We start from the raw sequence: 16032 nt of genomic DNA, 5'->3' as shown, positions 1-16032 counted from the left end.
ATCAGCCGCTCGGTTCCCGCGAGCAGCTCGACGACCGCCACCCGCAGCTCCATGAGCGTCAGGGCACGCCCGGGGCAGACGTGCGGGCCGATGCCGAAGACCAGATTGTGCTCGGCGTTCTGCTCCGGCCGGAACTCATCGGGGTCGCCGAACACGCGGGGGTCCCGGTTGGCCGCGGTCCAGCTCAGGATCACGCGGTCGCCGGTCGGGATGGTGCGTCCGCCCAGCCCGACGTCGCGGGTCGTTCGGCGCCGGTTGGACACGAACGGGTCGTCGATCCGGAGCACTTCCTCGATGGCTGCCTCGATCTCGGCGTGGTCGCCTCGCGCGGCGCGTTCGCGGGTCACGTCCTGCCGCTCCGGGTGCGTCGCCAGCCGGTGGATCAGCACGCCGAGCGAGGCCGCCAGCGAGCCGAGGTCACCCGCCGTCCAGTTGCGGAGGATCGAGACCACCTCCACGTCAGTCAGCGCCCGACCGTCAACCGTCTCGTGAAGCAGCCGGGTGGTCACGTCGTCGGGCGCCTCGTGCCCGGCCTGGCGCCGGTCCCGCACGAGACCTCCGACGAGCGCGTCGAACCGGGCGGCCACCTCGGCGGTGCGGATCCGATCGCCGGACCTGGTGGCTGCGAGGTTGTCTGCCATCCAGGCCACGAGCTCGTCCTCGATGTCGCTCGGCCACCCCAGCCAGGTGGCCTGGGTCCGTACGGCGAAGGGGGTGCCGATGTCCGAGATCGCGCTCACTGTCGTCCCGCGTGGCAGGGCGTCCACGATCGCCGCCGCGTGCGCTCGGCACTGAGTCTCCTGCTCCGCGACGGCCTCGTCGGTCAGGTATCGGTCGACGACGGCCCGGTAGGCAGCATGCTCGGCGCCGTCCAGCGAGTTCGGGATGGCCCGGTGCGAGCCGGCGGCGCTGGAGAACCGCTCGGGATCGAGCGCCGCCGCGACCACCTCGGCGTGACGGAGCACGGTCCAGGTCCCTGCACCGTCGTGCTCCACCGGGCGCACCTCGCGCCGCGCGTCCAGGTCGGACCGCAGGTCCCAGACCTCAGTCGCCTCCGCATGGGCGTCGGTGGTCATGCCGTCACGCTAGTCCCCGCAGCTGCTTCGCGACGGCACTCATGTCGGCGTCGCCGAGCCCGGCCGCGATCGCATCACCGATCACCCGGCGGTTGACCTCGAGCTGGGGGACAGGCGCGTCGACAGCCTCGGCCAGGGCCGCCGCGAGGTCGAGGTCCTTCGCCACGAGGTCGATGGCGAAGGCGACCGCGGCCGCGTCCGGGTCCTCGAAGGCCGCCCGCTTGTAGGCGACGAACGGCGCACCGGCAGCACTGTCCGCGAAGACCTCGTAGGCGAGATGGCGCTCGACGCCGGCACGCTCGGCGAGGACGAGTGCCTCCGCCAGGGCCTGGTTCAGGCCGAAGACGAGCGAGTTGACCGCCAGCTTCATGGTGGCGCCGGAGCCGAGCGGGCCGAGCGGGATGATCCGCTTCGAGAACGACGTCAGCGCCGGCCGGGCGCGCTCGAGGCCGTCCTCGTCGCCGCCGGCCATCACCAGGACGGCGCCGCTCTCGATGCTCGCGACGCTGCCCGACACGGGGGTGTCCACGAGGGTGGCGCCGGTGGCGGCCACATCGTCACCCAGGCCGCGGATCGTCTCGGGAGCGACGGTGCTGGTGTCGGCCACCACCGTTCCAGGACGCAGACCGGCCACGATCCCGTCCTCTCCGCCGTACGCCGAGAGGAGGGCTGCGTCGTCGGCCAGCGACACGACCACCACGTCGGCCGCCGCGGCAGCCTCGCGCGCCGTGTCGGCGACCGCGACCCCGGGCAGACCGGAAGCGACCGCCTCGGCTCTCGGACGCGTCCGGTTCCAGACCGTCAGGGAGTGCCCCGCACCAGCGATCCGGCCGGCCATCGCGCCGCCCATCCGGCCGGTGCCGACCATCGCGACGCGGAGCGGGTCGGTCACGTGACCAGCCACCCGCCGTCGACGTCCAGGTTGGTGGCGTTGACGCTCCGGTTCTCCAGCAGGAAGTTCACGGCGTCGACGATGTCGGCCATGGTGGCCAGGCGGCGGGTCGGGGTTCGCGAGACGTAGCCCTCCAGGACGCCCTCCGGCTTCCCGGACCAGAACGGGCTGTCACCGACGATGCCGGGGTGGAGCGCGTTCACCCGGATCGGCGCCATCTCGAGCGCCAGGGCGTTGATGAGACCCACCACGCCGCCGTTGACCGTGGAGACCGTGACCGAGCCCGGGTAGGGCCGGTCCTTCGCCCGGCCGCCGAACAGCACCACCGACGACTCGTCGTTCATCCGCGGCAGCAGGGCGTGGATGACCTCCGTGTAGCCGACCAGCTTCAGCACGGCCAGCTTGGTCGCCCGGTCGACGTCGTAGTCGGCGACGGAGTTCTGGTCGCGCTCGATCGCCGAGACCACCAGCCGGTCGACCTCACCCACGCCCGCCAGCGCGTCGGCCAGTCCGTGGGTGTGGTTGAGGTCGACGGCGATCCCTGTCACGGGACCGCCGATCGACGCGGCGATCTCGGCGGAGCGCTCGGGGTCACGCCCGCTCAGCACCACCTCGTCTCCTCGCGCCGCCCGCGCGCGGGCCACCTCGAGCCCGATGCCGGACGTCCCTCCGATCACCACTGTTCTCATCCAGCGTCTCCTTCGAGTCGTTTCCTCAAGTAGTCCCAGTCCCGCGCGAACCGGTAGCCGTGCCGCGGCGGCAGGGGCGGCGCCTGGGTCTCCAGCCAGCGCACGACGCCGTCGCCGTTGCGGAAGCTGTGCTGGCAGCCCACGCCCGCCCACGCCACGTCGCCCGGCTCGAGGTGGTACTCCGCGCCGTCGAAGGTCGCGTCGACGGTCCCGTCGAGGATCAGGTAGGTCTCCTCGAGCGGGTGGTCATGCAGCCCGGCCGCGCCGTGCGGCTCGTACTGCACCATGAACATCGACGACAGCACCGACCCGAGGTCGGAGTCGACCATCATCTTCAGCGAGATCCCGCTGTAGACCAGCAGCGCCGTGCGCATGCTGGCCGACACCTCCAGCAGCTCCTGGGACTGCCGCGCCGGGTCCATGTGGGCCTCGGTGATCTGGCCGTACCGACGCGTGCGCGGGTCGCGGACGTCGGCGTCGAGCGCGTCGGTGTCCCCGACCTCCGGCACGAGCTGCGTGTCGAAGTCGTGCTCGGGCCGCGGCACGGGCACCGACACCCGCACGAACCGGGCGTCGTCCTCACCCTCGTTCCGCAGTGAGTGCGGTACGCCGATCGGGATCAGCCCGTAGCCGCCCGGCCCGAGCCGGGCCGCCTCTCCGGGGGTCTGGACGACGACGTGGCCGTCGGTGACGTAGAGGCTCTCCTCGTAGGAGTGCACGTGGCTGGGCACCCGGCCGCCCGGCGCGAGCCGGCTCAGGCCGAAGCCCGTGTGCACGGCCGGTGTCGACGCGTCGACGACCGACCACTGCTCCAGACCGACCGAGGCGGCGAGCGGCCCGGCGGGAGGCGACCAGGACAGGTCGGCCGCCCGCCGAACCAGGTGGTGCGTGGTCACGCCGGTGCCATCTCCTGCTTCTCGGCGGCAGCCTTGGCGGCCGCTGCGACGAGGTGGTCGCGGGAGTCCTCGACCAGCGACATCGCCCGCGCCACGTCGCCCGTGAGCTTGGAGTCGCGCTTGACGAACTGACCCGCCACCAGCACGTGCTCGACGTTCGAAACGTCCGCGCTGAGCGTCACTGCCGCGGCGGGGTCGTGGATCGGCCCCACGTTGATGGCCGTCGCATCGATGACCACGACGTCGGCCTGCTTGCCCGGGGTGAGCGAGCCCGTGCGGTCCTCGAGCCCGGCCACGTGCGCGCCGTCGAGCGTCGCCATCTTCAGCATGTCCTTCGCGGTCAGCATGTCGTCGGGGATCGGGATGTCGAGGTCCCAGCAGACCGCGTTCACGCGCGCCCGTTCGGCAGCGAACGCCGCCCGGATCTGCGTGAACATGTCACCCGGCACCGTCGTCACCACGTCGATCGACAGGCTGGGCCGCAACCCGAACTTCCGAGCCTTGTTCACGGGCGGCCAGCCGTGACCCATCTGGGTCTCGACCTGGGCGGCGATGGAGATCGTGCCGCCGGTGTCGGCGACCCGCTGCCACTCGTGGTCGCTGAAGTAGCAGCAGTGGATGTACGTCGTGTCAGGACCGAGCAGGCCGAGCCGGTCGAGCTGCTCGACCATGCCGAACCGGCCCGCCATCCGGCCCATGCCGACGTGCACCGTCAGCGGGATGCCGAGCTCGCGCGCCAGCTCCCACTCCGCCTGCACGACCTGGTCCTGGGTGAACCCGGGGCCACGCGTCGCCAGCCCCATCGTGATCAGGCCGTCGTCACCGGGGATGTGGGTCGACCGCACCCGGCGTACGTCGTCGCCCGGGATCGCCTCGGCACTGAAGAACCAGTACTTCTCCAACGAGGTGTTCGCACTGCCGTACGCGTACTGCGCGCGGATCCCGGTCTCCTTGAGTCCCTGGATCGCAGCGTCGGCGTGGTCCGGCGTGTTGTTGATGTGCGACCAGTCGACGAGGGTCGTGATGCCGGCGTTGAGGCACTCCAGCGACCCGGCCAGGTTGCTGTTGTAGACGTCCTCGGCGCGGTACAACGGCGCGAAGGTGTCGAGGATCTCGACGAAGTAGTCGTCCAGCGTGGCGTTCGGCGCGCTGTTGCGGATCGCCGTCTCCCACGTGTGGCGGTGGCTGTCGACGAAGCCGGGGATGACGATCTTGCCGGCGCAGTCGACAACCTCCGCGTCGGCGTCGATGCTCGCCTCGACGGCCGTGATCTTGTCGTCCTCGATCAGGACGTCGCCGGTGGCCAGGTCCCCGATGTCCGGGTCCACCGACAGGACGGTGCCGCCCTTGAGGAGGATCTTGCCCATGGTGCTCCCTTTCTGATCGACCGGACGGTCCGGACGGTCTGCTTCGGTTCCACTAGTACGACGTGAGGCGACGCACCGCCTCGACGAGCTTGTCCACGGTCGGGATGACCCGCTGCTCGAGCGCATCGGCGAACGGGAGCGGGACGTTCTCGCCGGCCACGCGGCGCACCGGCGCGTCGAGCATCTCGAAGCCCTCATCGGCGACGATCGACACGACCGTGGCGCCCCAGCCGCCCTGGTACGGGTTCTCCTCGACGACGACCAGCCGGCTGGTCTTCTCCAACGACTTGAGAACCGTGGCCATGTCGAGCGGGATCAGGCAGCGCAGGTCGATCACCTCGAGCGAGATGCCGTCGGCCTGGAGCTCCTCGGCCGCCCGCAGGGCGAGCGGAACGGTGGCGGCGAGCGCGACGACGGTGACGTCGGTGCCTTCCCGCGCGATTCTCGCCTCGCCGAGCGGCACGACGTGGTCCGGCGGTGCGGCGTCACCCTTCGACGCGAAGAGCCCCTTGTGCTCGAAGAACACGACCGGGTCGTCGCTGCGGATCGCCGAGGCCATCAGTCCGACCACGTCGGACGGTGTCGACGGCGCCGCGATCTTCAGGCCGGGCACCGTCAGCGCCCAGTTCTCGACCGACTGCGAGTGCTGCGCGCCGAAGCCGAGCCCGCCGCCGTTGGCGGTCCGTACGACGAGCGGCACCGTGACCTGCCCGCCGGTCATGTAGCGCGCCTTGGGGATCTCGTTGGCGAGGTAGTCCCAGCAGCAGGCCAGGAAGTCGCTGAACATGATCTCCGCGACCGGCCGCATCCCGGTCATGGCCGCGCCCATCGCCGCACCCATGATCGCCTGCTCGGAGATCGGGGTGTCCCACACCCGCTCGGCGCCGAACTCCTCGAACAGCCCGACCGTCGTCTTGAAGACCCCGCCGGCCCTGCCGATGTCCTCGCCGAGGCAGACGACCGTCGGGTCACGCCGCAGCTCGCGCGCGATGCCGTCGGCCACGGCGTCCCGGTACGTGACAGTCGAGGTCGTCAGGTCCGCCATGACCACCCTCCGTCGGCCCACACGTCGGTGAAGGCCTCGTCGGGGTCCGCCGCGGGCGCAGCCTGGGCGGCCCGGGAGGCCGCGGCGACGACCTCAGCGGCCCGGGCGTCCGCGGCATCCACGTCGGCCTCGGTGGCGCCGAGCTCCAGCAGCCGCGCGCGGGCGACGAGCAGCGGGTCGCGAGCCAGCCACTCGTCGACCTCCTCCTGGGGGCGGTACGTCGCCGGGTCGGTGCGGCTGTGCCCGAAGTGGCGGTACGTCAGTGCCTCGATCACCGCAGGCCCTTCGCCGGCCCGGGCTCGGCGTACTGCCTCGCTCATCATGTCGTGCACGGCGACGACGTCGTTGCCGTCGACCAGGACGCCCGGCATGCCGTTGGCTGCGGCTCGGTCCGCGGCCGGGTTGGCCACCGAGGTGACCGAGGCGATCGGGGTGTACTCCATGTAGCGGTTGTTCTCGCAGACGAACACGACGGGGAGCTTCCAGACTGCCGCCAGGTTGAGCGCCTCGTGGAACGCGCCGATGTTGGTCGCGCCGTCGCCGAAGAAGGCCACCGCGACCTGCGACGTGCCGCGGAGCTTGGCCGACCACGCGGCGCCGGCTGCCATCGGCAGGTGGGCGCCGACGATCGCGTAGGAGCCGAGCATCCCGTGGTCGGCCTGCGTGAGGTGCATCGACCCGCCCTTGGCCTTGCACACGCCGGTCGACTTCTGCATCAGCTCGGCGAGGCAGCCCTCGGGCGAGGCGCCGCGGGCCATCGCGTGGTGGTGGCCGCGATAGGTGGCGAAGACGTAGTCGTCGGGCCGCAGCGCCGCGCTCGCGCCCACCGCGACGGCCTCGTGGCCCGCGGCCAGGTGGGTCGTGCCCTTGACCAGGCCGCGCATGAACAGGTCGTGCGCGGCCTTTTCGGTGGCGCGGATCACGGCCATCTGCTCGTACCAGTCGAGCAGGGTGGACGTCGCCACCCCCTCGATCGTGCCTCCGGTCACTCGCCCCTGCCCTTCGCGGTGTTGAGGTGGGACTGCGAGTCGCGCACGGCGGGCAGCGAGCCGTCGACGGTCCAGTAGCGCTGGCCCGCGACCAGTAGCTCCTCGGCCGGGAACTTGGTGATCACCTCGCACCCGTCGGCGGTGACCACGACCTCCTCCTCGATCCGGGCAGCCGACCAGCCGTCGCCGGCCGGCCAGTAGGTCTCGAGTGCGAAGACCATGCCCTCCTCGAGCACCTCAGGGTGGTCGAGGGACACGAGCCGGCTGAAGATCGGCTTCTCCCAGATCGACAGGCCGACGCCGTGGCCGTACTGGAGCGCGAACGCCGCCTCCTCGTCCGGGAACCCGAACTCCTGCGCGGTCGGCCAGAGCCGCACCACGTCGGCGGTGGTTGTCCCCGGCTTCACGATCGAGATGGCGGCGTCCATGTACTCGCGGCAGCGCGTGTAGGCGTCCCGCATCGCCGGCGAGGCCGACCCGACCGCGAAGCACCGGTAGTAGCAGGTCCGGTAGCCGAGGTGACTGTGCAGGATGTCGAAGAATGCCGGGTCGCCGGGCCGGACCACCCGGTCGCTGTAGACGTGGGGGTGCGGCGAGCAGCGCTCCCCGGAGATCGCGTTGACGCCCTCGACGTACTCGCTGCCGAGGTTGTAGAGCACGTTGCTCACCAGTCCGACGCACTCGTTCTCGCGCACGCCCGGGCGCAGGAACGTGTAGAGCTCCTCGTACGCTGCGTCGACCATCGAGCACGCCTGGGTCAGCAGGCTGATCTCATCCTCGGTCTTGAGCCGACGTGCCTCGAGGAACAGCTGCTGGCCGTCGACCACGGTGATCCCCTCCGCCTGCAGCGCCGTGAGGATCGGCATCTCGACCAGGTCGACACCGAGCGGCTCGTTCACGAGGCCGTGCTCGCGCAGCACGGTCGCGACCTTGCGAGCGACCTCCTCGGCGATCCCGGCGTCGGGGTGGAACGCGCCGCGCAGGGTGGAGATGCCGGCGCGGGCGCGCTCGGTGCCGTCGAGCCAGGGGTTGAACAGCTGGTGGTGCTTGGCCGCGGAGCCGAAGTCCCAGAGCACCGGCTCGCCGCCGCGGGGGAGCACTGCGAACCGGATCAGCTTGTCCATCGCCCACGTGCCGATGTGGGTGGCGGTGAGGTAGCGGATGTTGGAGAAGTCGAACGTGAGCACGGCCCCGAGCTCGGATGCCTCCAGCGCCGTCCGCATCCGCCCCAGCCGCTCGGTGCGCAGGCGGTCGAGGTCGATCCGTTGCTCCCAGTCGACAGCGTTGGGGCCATACGTACGAATCGCCATCGCTCACCGTTCCCTCGATCTGGGGCCGAGTCAATGCCTGCTGCACAGTCTTGTCAAGTGTCACTTCACGGTCCCGCCTACGCCTGCGTCGCCGAGCCGCGGCGACCGGGGCTGTGTAGAGTCACATCGCACACCGAGAGCGAGGTGGAGATGGCCAGCACCACCGCCGGGACGACCCAGGTGAGCCTGGGCCAGGCCCTCCGGACCACGCGCGAGCGTCGCGAGATGTCGCTGCGCGAGCTGGCTCGGCGGGTCAACGTGTCGCCGAGCTTCGTCAGCCAGATCGAGCTGGGGAAAGCCAACCCGTCGGTCGGCACGCTGTACGCCTTGGTCACCGCGCTCGGCATCACGCTCGACGACCTGCTCGGCGACCAGACGGGCGCGGCGGGACCCGCGTCAGACGGCGCCCCTGCCGCCGAGGGCGGGTCACCGGGTAGCTGGCCCCGGGTCGACGAACCGGTCCAGCCCGCCGAGGGGCGCAAGCGGGTGGAGATGTCCGGTGTCGCCTGGGAGCGGCTCACCCACGACCACGACCCGTACGTCGACTTCCTGCACGTCGAGTACGCCCCGGGGTCCTCCTCGTGTGCGCCCGAGCAGATGATGCGGCACGGCGGCCGCGAGTACGGGCACGTCGTGAGCGGCCGGCTGGACGTGCAGGTGGGGTTCGACAGCTACTCGCTGGGGCCAGGTGACTCCATCCACTTCGACTCGATGACCCCGCACCGGCTCAGCAACCCGTACGACGAGGCGTGCCGAGCTGTGTGGTTCGTGCTGGCCCGCAGCGACGACGACCGGATCAGCGGTCTGGAGTAGCAGTGGCTCGCTCCGTCACGAGCCGGTCAGGGTGTCGGTGCAGCCGGGCGCAGGGCCGCCTCGAGGCCTGCCACCACCTCGTCGAGGTCGAGCGCCAGCTCGGACACGTCCGCCGCGACGGCCAACGACTCCACCCGCGTCCTGCCCGCTCGGACGGCGTCCCGCAGCTCCGTTGCCCGCGCGCGCTCAGCGTCGTCCGGAGCCGTTGCGACGAGGGAGGTCAGGAGGTCCTCCAACGCGACGACACGGCCGGATGACACCGCCCAACCACCGGCCAGCCGTTCCACCGTCGAGCTGCGACGCAGCTCAGGTACGAGGCCACGCGCGAACCAGGCCACCTCGGCCTCTGCCGCGGACAACCGCTCCTGCCAGGCGCTGCGCCGGCGCGCCCTCACCAGGAGCGGCACGCCCACCGCCAGTGCCAGCACGAGGGTTCCCAGGAGCCACCACACCCAGGCGGGCGTCGCCGCGGTGCCGTCTCCAGCCTCGTCCTCGGCGGCTGCGGGTGTGGGAGAGAGGCTGGGCGTCGGCTCCGGTTCGGCAGATGACGATGCCACCTCCGTCGGCTCCGATTCCGATTCCGACTCCGACTCCGACGCCGACGCCGTCGGCGTCGGCGTCGCGGACGTGTCCGTCGAGGTCGGTGGGTCCGTCGCGTCCGTGGTGGGCGGGTCGGTCTCCGTCGGGGTCCTGGTGAGGCTGCGCGTCGGACTGGGCAACGTGGCCGTGATGCTCGGCGTGACCGTCAGCGATCGCGACGGGTCCAGCGTCGGTCGCTCGCCCGACTCGCCGCTGCACGCCACGAGGGGGCTCACCGCAGCGAGCAGCAGGACCAGGCCCAACCGGCGCCGCAGATGTACCGCCGCACTCATTCGTCGTCGTCCAAGCCGACCAACCACTCCTGCGCGTGGGGGACGTCGTCGGGTTCGAAGACCCTGATCATGTTGCCTCCTCTGGCCGACCCGTCTCGGCGACAACGTAGGCCTGCACGCGCGACGAGCCATCACCCTGGGCGCATGAACCCGGGCTGCTCCTGAGCATGACTCGTCAGGAATCGAGAAGCGTCCCGCCCGAACCGGCGCCTACTGTCGTTCTCGTTGGTGGCCGGGAGGATCGGCCCCGAGGACGAGAGGAACCGAGATGGCTGCGAAGACGGAGAAGGGCGCCTCCCAGGACGGGTTCACGGCGCAGGAGCGGGCCGCGATGAAGGAGCGCGCGGCCGAGCTGCGCGCCGAGGGCAAGAAGGGGGCCAAGAAGGCCGACGGGCTCCAGGCGCTGCTCGACCGGCTCGAGCAGATGGCGCCGGACGACCGCGCGCTTGCCGAGCGGGTGCACGTCGTCGTGACCGAGCACGCGCCGGACCTGGCGCCGAAGACCTGGTACGGGATGCCGGCGTACGCGAACGAGGACGGCAAGGTGGTGATCTTCTTCCAGGACGCCGGGAAGTTCGACTACCGCTACTCGACGCTGGGGTTCCAGGACACGGCGCACCTCGACGACGGGGACATGTGGCCCGCGTCGTTCGCGCTCCTGAGGTGGAGCCCCGAGGTCGAGAAGCGGGTCGTGGCGCTGGTCAAGGCCGCGGTGTCTTGACCTACGGCTGGGCGTCGGGCTCCGAGCGGGAGGCGTGAGCGGCCAGCCGGCCGGCGGCGTCGACGAGGCGAGGGTCGAGAGAGTCGTCGTGGGCGGCGGCGAGCGCCTCGAGGGCGCGCCGCATGCGCGGGTCCCAGAACGTCTCGATGTGGCGGGCGATCGCCTCGGCCGCCTCGGCGTCCGGGAGGTGCGCGAACTGGCGGGCGATGTCGTTGCCCAGGCGCGCCTCGGGTGGAACGCTCACGCGTGGGTCTCTAACGGTTCGCGCGTCTCGGTGACGGCGTGGTCGCCGCGGGCGTTCGCGACACCGACCTGGACGGCGGTGACCTTGTACTCCGGGCAGTTGGTGGCCCAGTCGGAGTTCTCGGTCGTCACCACGTTGGCGCCCGTCACCGGGTGGTGGAAGGTCGTGTAGACGACGCCGGCCGGCATCCGCTCCGACACCTGGGCGCGCAGCGTCGTCGACCCGACGCGACTGGTCAGGTCGACGAGGTCGCCGGTGGAGATACCGCGCATCTCGGCGTCGGCAGGGTGGATCTCCAGGACGTCCTCGGGGTGCCAGGTGTTGTTGGCGGTTCGGCGCGTCTGCGCGCCGACGTTGTACTGGCTGAGGATCCGGCCGGTGGTGAGGATCAGCGGGTACTTCCTGGTCGCGCGCTCGGTCGTCGGCACGAACACGGTCTCGACCAGCCTGCCCTTGCCGCGCACGAACTCCCCGACGTGCATGATCGGCGTCCCGGTGGAGGACGTGTCGTAGACCGGCCACTGCATCGAGCCGAGCTCGTCGAGCCGGGCGAAGGAGACGCCCGCGAACGTCGGCGTCGTGGCCGCGATCTCGTCCATGATCTCCGACGCGTCGGCGTACGACATGTCGTAGCCCATCGCACGGCCGATCGCGCAGGTGATCTCCCACTCGTCCATGCCGACCTTCGAGCGGAAGACAGGACGGACCCGGTTGATCCGGCGCTCGGCGTTGGTGAAGGTGCCGTCCTTCTCCAGGAACGAGGTGCCCGGCAGGAAGACGTGTGCGAAGCGGGCGGTCTCGTTGAGGAAGAGGTCCTGGACGACGACGAGGTCCATCGCCCGCAGCGCCGCCTCGACGTGCTGCGTGTTGGGGTCCGACTGGGCGATGTCCTCGCCCTGGATGTAGAGACCACGGAAAGTGCCGGCCAAGGCGGCGTCGAACATGTTGGGGATCCGCAGCCCGGGCTCGGGGTCGAGGGTGAGCCCCCATAGCCGCTCGTAGATGCCGCGGACGTCGTCCTGCGAGACGTGCCGGTAACCCGGGAACTCGTGCGGGAACGAGCCCATGTCACACGAGCCCTGCACGTTGTTCTGCCCGCGCAGCGGGTTCACACCGACTCCGTCGCGGCCGATGTTGCCGGTGACCATGGCCAGGTTGGCCATGCCCATCACCATCGTCGAGCCCTGGGAGTGCTCGGTGACGCCGAGCCCGTAGTAGATCGCGGCGTTGCCGCTGGTGGCGTAGAGCCGAGCGGCCGCGCGCACCTGCTCGGGGTCGACCCCGATCGCCTCGGCCATCGCCTCGGGTGAGTTCATCGGGTCGGAGATGAACGCGAGGTAGTCGTCGGCGTCCTCGCAGCGCTCGCGCACGAACTCCTCGTCGTGGAGGCCCTCGGTGACGATGACGTGGGTCATCGCGTTGACGAAAGCGACGTTGGAGCCGGGGAGGACCGGCAGGTGGAACGCCGCCTCGACGTGCGGGCTGCGGACCAGGGCGATCCGGCGCGGGTCGGCCACGATCAGCTTCGCGCCCTCGCGCAACCGCCGCTTCATACGCGAGGCGAAGACCGGGTGGGCGTCGGTCGGGTTGGCGCCGATCAGCAGGATCACGTCGGCCGCGTCGACGGACCGGAAGTCCTGCGTACCGGCGGAGGTGCCGAACGTCTGCTTGAGGCCGTAGCCGGTGGGGGAGTGGCACACCCGGGCGCAGGTGTCGATGTTGTTGTTGCCGAACGCCGCGCGGACCATCTTCTGGACGACGTAGACCTCCTCGTTGGTGCACCGGCTCGAGGAGATGCCGCCGATCGCGCCGACGCCGTGCTCGGCCTGGAGCGCCTTGAAGCCCTCGGCGACCCGGCCGATCGCCTCGTCCCAGGACACGGTGCGCCACTCGTCGTCGATCGAGTCGCGCACCATCGGCGACAGCTGGCGGTCCCGGTGGCTGGCGTAGCCGTAGGCGAACCGGCCCTTCACGCAGCTGTGGCCCTCATTGGCCTGTCCGTTCTTGGACGGCATCATCCGCACGACCTGGGTGTCGTCGCCCTCGCCCCTGACCTCCGCGCGGAACGAGCAGCCCACGCCGCAGTAGGCGCAGGTGGTCTCGACCGAGCGGGTGGGCATGCCGAGCTCGACGATCGAGTGCTCCTGCAGCGCCGACGTCGGGCAGGCCTGCACGCAGGCACCGCACGACACGCACTCGGACGAGAAGAAGTCGGTGCCGCCGGCGCTGATCTTGGAGTCGAAGCCGCGGCCCTCGACGGTGAGTGCGAACGTGCCCTGGATGTCGGCGCAGGCGCGCACGCACCGGGAGCAGACGATGCAGGAGGCGTCGTCGAAGGCGAAGTAGGGGTTGCTCGTGTCGACCGGCTGCGGGTGGGCCACCTGCTCGCGCGTCGCGGGCCGGCCGTAGCGCACCTCGGCGGAACCCACCGTCGTGGCCATGGCCTGGAGCTCGCAGTTGCCGCGAGCGCAGCCGTCGCAGTCCTCGGGGTGGTCGGAGAGGTAGAGCTCCATCACGTTGCGGCGGAGCTCGCGCACCGTGTCGGTCTGGGTGTTGACGACCATGCCGTCGGCGCACGGGGTGGTGCAGGAGGCCGGCACACCCTTGGCGCCGTCGACCTCGACCAGGCACATCCGGCACGAGCCGAAGGCCTGCAGGGAGTCGGTCGCGCACAGCTTCGGGATCGCGACGCCCGCCTCCGTGGCCGCGCGCAGGACCGACGTACCGACGGGGACGTCGACCTGGCGACCGTCGATGGTGACGGTCACGCGCTGCGAGGTTGTCTGGGCATCGCGGACCGCCGGGGTGCCGAAGTCGACCTCGGGATCCCAGATGCTCGGCTGGTCCCGCTGGTGGTCAAGGATGCTCATACGGGTGCTCCGCTCTGCTCGATCCCGTGGGGCTCGAAGTCCTCGGGGAAGTGCTTGATCGCGCTCTGGACCGGCATCGGCGTCAGCCCGCCCATCGCGCACAGTGACCCCTTGGTCATGGTGTCGCACAGGTCGTCCAGCAGCACCAGGTTGGCCGCGACGTCCTGGCCCGCGATGATCCGGTCCATGGCCTCCACGCCGCGGGTGGAGCCCACCCGGCACGGGGTGCACTTGCCGCACGACTCGATCGAGCAGAACTCCATCGCGAAGCGCGCCATCTGCGCCATGTCGACGGTCTCGTCGAAGACCACGATGCCGCCGTGTCCGAGCATCGCGCCGGTCTCGGCCAAGGCCTCGTAGTCCATGGGCACGTCGAAGCCGGCCTCGGGGACGTACGCGCCGAGCGGGCCCCCGACCTGTGCAGTCCGGACCGGCCGGCCGGACAGCGTCCCGCCGCCGTACCCCTCGACGAGCTCGCGCAGGCTCACACCGAAGGGCAGCTCGACGATGCCGCCCTGCTTGATGTTGCCGGCGAGCTGGAAGACCTGGGTGCCGCGGGAGCGGCCGGCGCCGAGCTCGGCGTACCTCTTCCAGCCAGGGCCGCCGTCGACTGAGCTTGACAGGATCATCGGCACGGCACAGAGGGTGAGCACGTTGTTGACGGCCGTCGGCCGGCCCCACAGCCCGCTGATGGCGGGGATCGGCGGCTTGGCACGGACCTCGCCGCGCTTGCCCTCGAGGCTGTCGAGCATCGAGGACTCCTCGCCGCAGATGTAGGCGCCCGCGCCGACGCGGACGTGGAGGTCGAAGGCGAGGCCGGAGCCGAGGACGTCCGCGCCCAGGTAGCCGTGGGTGTACGCCGCGTCGATCGCGCGCCGCAGGGCGGCGATGGCGTGCGGGTACTCCGAGCGCACGTAGACGTAGCCCTCGCTGGCCCCGACGGCGTGAGCCGTGATGGTCATGCCCTCGATCAGCGTGAAGGGATCGCCCTCGACGACCATCCGGTCCGCGAAGGTGCCGGAGTCACCCTCGTCGAAGTTGCAGGCCACGAACTTCAAGTCGGACGCCGTCTCCAGGACGGTCTTCCACTTGATGCCGGCCGGGAAGCCCGCGCCGCCGCGGCCGCGCAGCCCCGAGTCGGTGACCTCCTGGACCACCTCGGCAGAGGACAGGCTGAGTGCCCGTCGAAGGCCCGTCCAGCCGCCGTGCGCCTCGTAGTCCGTGATCGAGGCCGGGTCGACGATCCCGACCCGGGCGAAGCTCACGCGTCTCTGGGAGGTCAACCAGGGGTGCTGGTCGACCACCCCGATGTCGGCGGCGTTGCCGGCCAGCACGGCATCGACGTCGCCGGGAGCCACGTTGGCGTACCCCACCCGGCCCGCGTCGGTCTCGACCTCGACCAGCGGCTCGAGCCAGAGCATGCCCCGTGAGCCGTTGCGCACGACCTGCGCGCCGGCCGCCTCGACGGCGGCCGCCACGTCGTCCGCGCCGACCGAGACCGCGGCTGCATCACCGGGGACGAACACCCGGACGGTCGAAGCGGTCAACGCCATCCCTCCGTGAGCGCCTCGAGGCGTTCGGTCGACAACCGGCCGTGGAGGCGTCCGTCGAGGGTGCCCGACGGGCCGAGCGCGCAGTTGCCGAGGCAGAAGACCTCGGTCACCTCGACGTCGGCCGCCAAGCTGCCGGCCCGTGCCCGCGTCTCGTCGTACAACGCCTCGGCGCCGACGGACTGGCAGGCCTCCCCGCGACACAGGGCGACGGTGTGCGCTGCGGGCGGCTCGGTGCGGAAGTCGTGGTAGAAGCTGACGACGCCGTGCACCTCGGCGACCGAGAGGTTCAGCACGTCGGCGATCGCCTCGACGTCCTCGCGGGCGACGTGCCCGAGCTCGTCCATCACCGCGTGGAGGACCGGCATCAGGGGACCGCGCTCGGTGAGGTGCTGCGCAGCTATGGCGCGTACGAGCGTGACCCGGTCGGTCGTGGGCGCGGTCGTCATCAGGCAGCTCCGATGTGCGGTGGTAGCCATCCTAGTATGGCTACCACCGGAGTTCAGTCCGTCGACCGCGCCTTGTCGGGCGCTACACGAGGATCGACAGGCGTCAGCTCTTCAGCTCCTGGGCAAGCATGACGAGGATGCCGCTGGGACCTCGGAGATACGTGAGCTTGTACACGTCCCCAAAGGTCGCCACTCCACGAAGTGGGTGACAGCCGTGCCGCGCGGCGATCTCGAGGGCCTCGTCGATGT

15 protein-coding genes are annotated in these 16032 nt (G+C 70.9%); 2 read left to right on the top strand and 13 right to left on the bottom strand.

The window, feature by feature from the left end; all coding sequences use genetic code 11:
- The 8 genes from VFZ39_RS12775 to VFZ39_RS12740 form a co-directional block, all read right to left on the bottom strand.
- A partial coding sequence (locus VFZ39_RS12775; RefSeq protein ID WP_330866150.1) for a cytochrome P450 occupies positions 1-1076 on the bottom strand: 1076 nt, incomplete at its 3' end.
- A 4-nt stretch (positions 1077-1080) separates the two neighbouring features.
- On the bottom strand, positions 1081-1968 hold the full coding sequence (locus tag VFZ39_RS12770) for an NAD(P)-dependent oxidoreductase (protein ID WP_330866149.1): 888 nt from the start codon (positions 1966-1968) through the stop codon (positions 1081-1083).
- A complete protein-coding gene (locus tag VFZ39_RS12765; RefSeq protein WP_330866148.1) occupies positions 1965-2657 on the bottom strand; it encodes an SDR family oxidoreductase in 693 nt (230 codons plus the stop codon). The genes VFZ39_RS12770 and VFZ39_RS12765 overlap by 4 nt, the downstream gene beginning before the upstream one ends.
- Entirely contained in the window at positions 2654-3553 is a 900-nt protein-coding gene (locus VFZ39_RS12760) for a cupin domain-containing protein (protein ID WP_330866147.1), read from the bottom strand. The genes VFZ39_RS12765 and VFZ39_RS12760 overlap by 4 nt, the downstream gene beginning before the upstream one ends.
- Positions 3550-4920 carry an amidohydrolase family protein gene (locus VFZ39_RS12755; RefSeq protein ID WP_330866146.1) on the bottom strand — a complete coding sequence of 457 codons (1371 nt, stop codon included), beginning with the start codon at positions 4918-4920 and terminating at the stop codon, positions 3550-3552. Before VFZ39_RS12755 ends, VFZ39_RS12760 begins: the two co-directional genes overlap by 4 nt.
- Positions 4921-4972: 52 nt before the next feature.
- Positions 4973-5965 (bottom strand): alpha-ketoacid dehydrogenase subunit beta, encoded by a 993-nt coding sequence (locus tag VFZ39_RS12750; RefSeq protein ID WP_330866145.1) that lies wholly within the window; start codon positions 5963-5965, stop codon positions 4973-4975.
- A complete protein-coding gene (locus tag VFZ39_RS12745) occupies positions 5953-6930 on the bottom strand; it encodes a thiamine pyrophosphate-dependent dehydrogenase E1 component subunit alpha (protein WP_330866144.1) in 978 nt (325 codons plus the stop codon). The genes VFZ39_RS12750 and VFZ39_RS12745 overlap by 13 nt, the downstream gene beginning before the upstream one ends.
- Positions 6931-6950: 20 nt before the next feature.
- Positions 6951-8264, bottom strand: a complete 1314-nt coding sequence (locus VFZ39_RS12740) for a Xaa-Pro peptidase family protein (protein ID WP_330866143.1) — start codon at positions 8262-8264, stop codon at positions 6951-6953.
- A gap of 150 nt (positions 8265-8414) precedes the next feature.
- Here VFZ39_RS12740 and VFZ39_RS12735 point away from each other — a divergent pair, with 150 nt between their 5' ends.
- Positions 8415-9077 carry a helix-turn-helix domain-containing protein gene (locus tag VFZ39_RS12735; RefSeq protein WP_330866142.1) on the top strand — a complete coding sequence of 221 codons (663 nt, stop codon included), beginning with the start codon at positions 8415-8417 and terminating at the stop codon, positions 9075-9077.
- Between the two features lie 26 nt (positions 9078-9103).
- Here VFZ39_RS12735 and VFZ39_RS12730 read toward each other — a convergent pair whose 3' ends face one another.
- Positions 9104-9949 carry a hypothetical protein gene (locus VFZ39_RS12730; protein ID WP_330866141.1) on the bottom strand — a complete coding sequence of 282 codons (846 nt, stop codon included), beginning with the start codon at positions 9947-9949 and terminating at the stop codon, positions 9104-9106.
- Positions 9950-10217: 268 nt separating this feature from the next.
- Here VFZ39_RS12730 and VFZ39_RS12725 point away from each other — a divergent pair, with 268 nt between their 5' ends.
- Positions 10218-10670 carry a hypothetical protein gene (locus tag VFZ39_RS12725; RefSeq protein WP_330866140.1) on the top strand — a complete coding sequence of 151 codons (453 nt, stop codon included), beginning with the start codon at positions 10218-10220 and terminating at the stop codon, positions 10668-10670.
- Between the two features lies 1 nt (position 10671).
- Here the strand turns inward: VFZ39_RS12725 and VFZ39_RS12720 are convergent, their stop codons facing one another.
- Genes VFZ39_RS12720 through VFZ39_RS12705 form a run of 4 tightly spaced genes read right to left on the bottom strand, consistent with a single transcriptional unit; the run spans position 10672 to position 15783 of the window.
- Positions 10672-10914, bottom strand: coding sequence for a formate dehydrogenase subunit delta (locus VFZ39_RS12720; RefSeq protein ID WP_330866139.1), 243 nt, complete (start codon positions 10912-10914; stop codon positions 10672-10674).
- Positions 10911-13784, bottom strand: a complete 2874-nt coding sequence (gene fdhF, locus VFZ39_RS12715; RefSeq protein WP_330866138.1) for a formate dehydrogenase subunit alpha — start codon at positions 13782-13784, stop codon at positions 10911-10913. The genes VFZ39_RS12720 and fdhF overlap by 4 nt, the downstream gene beginning before the upstream one ends.
- Positions 13781-15331 carry an NADH-ubiquinone oxidoreductase-F iron-sulfur binding region domain-containing protein gene (locus VFZ39_RS12710; RefSeq protein ID WP_330866137.1) on the bottom strand — a complete coding sequence of 517 codons (1551 nt, stop codon included), beginning with the start codon at positions 15329-15331 and terminating at the stop codon, positions 13781-13783. Before VFZ39_RS12710 ends, fdhF begins: the two co-directional genes overlap by 4 nt.
- Complete coding sequence (locus VFZ39_RS12705) at positions 15328-15783, bottom strand: NAD(P)H-dependent oxidoreductase subunit E (RefSeq protein WP_330866136.1); 456 nt, start codon at positions 15781-15783, stop codon at positions 15328-15330. The genes VFZ39_RS12710 and VFZ39_RS12705 overlap by 4 nt, the downstream gene beginning before the upstream one ends.
- Positions 15784-16032: the final 249 nt, after the last annotated feature.

The organism is Nocardioides sp. (assembly GCF_036374615.1).
Classification (GTDB): domain Bacteria; phylum Actinomycetota; class Actinomycetes; order Propionibacteriales; family Nocardioidaceae; genus Nocardioides.
Note: the sequence above shows the minus strand (reverse complement) of the source record. Positions and strands in the feature narration are given on the sequence as shown.

Coding starts and splice junctions, on each gene's coding strand:
- VFZ39_RS12765 (WP_330866148.1), bottom strand. CDS start 2,657: ATGAGAACAGTGGTGATCGGAGGGACGTCCGGCATCGGGCTCGAGGTG.
- VFZ39_RS12755 (WP_330866146.1), bottom strand. CDS start 4,920: ATGGGCAAGATCCTCCTCAAGGGCGGCACCGTCCTGTCGGTGGACCCG.
- VFZ39_RS12750 (WP_330866145.1), bottom strand. CDS start 5,965: ATGGCGGACCTGACGACCTCGACTGTCACGTACCGGGACGCCGTGGCC.
- VFZ39_RS12740 (WP_330866143.1), bottom strand. CDS start 8,264: ATGGCGATTCGTACGTATGGCCCCAACGCTGTCGACTGGGAGCAACGG.
- VFZ39_RS12735 (WP_330866142.1), top strand. CDS start 8,415: ATGGCCAGCACCACCGCCGGGACGACCCAGGTGAGCCTGGGCCAGGCC.
- VFZ39_RS12730 (WP_330866141.1), bottom strand. CDS start 9,949: ATGAGTGCGGCGGTACATCTGCGGCGCCGGTTGGGCCTGGTCCTGCTG.
- VFZ39_RS12725 (WP_330866140.1), top strand. CDS start 10,218: ATGGCTGCGAAGACGGAGAAGGGCGCCTCCCAGGACGGGTTCACGGCG.
- fdhF (WP_330866138.1), bottom strand. CDS start 13,784: ATGAGCATCCTTGACCACCAGCGGGACCAGCCGAGCATCTGGGATCCC.
- VFZ39_RS12705 (WP_330866136.1), bottom strand. CDS start 15,783: ATGACGACCGCGCCCACGACCGACCGGGTCACGCTCGTACGCGCCATA.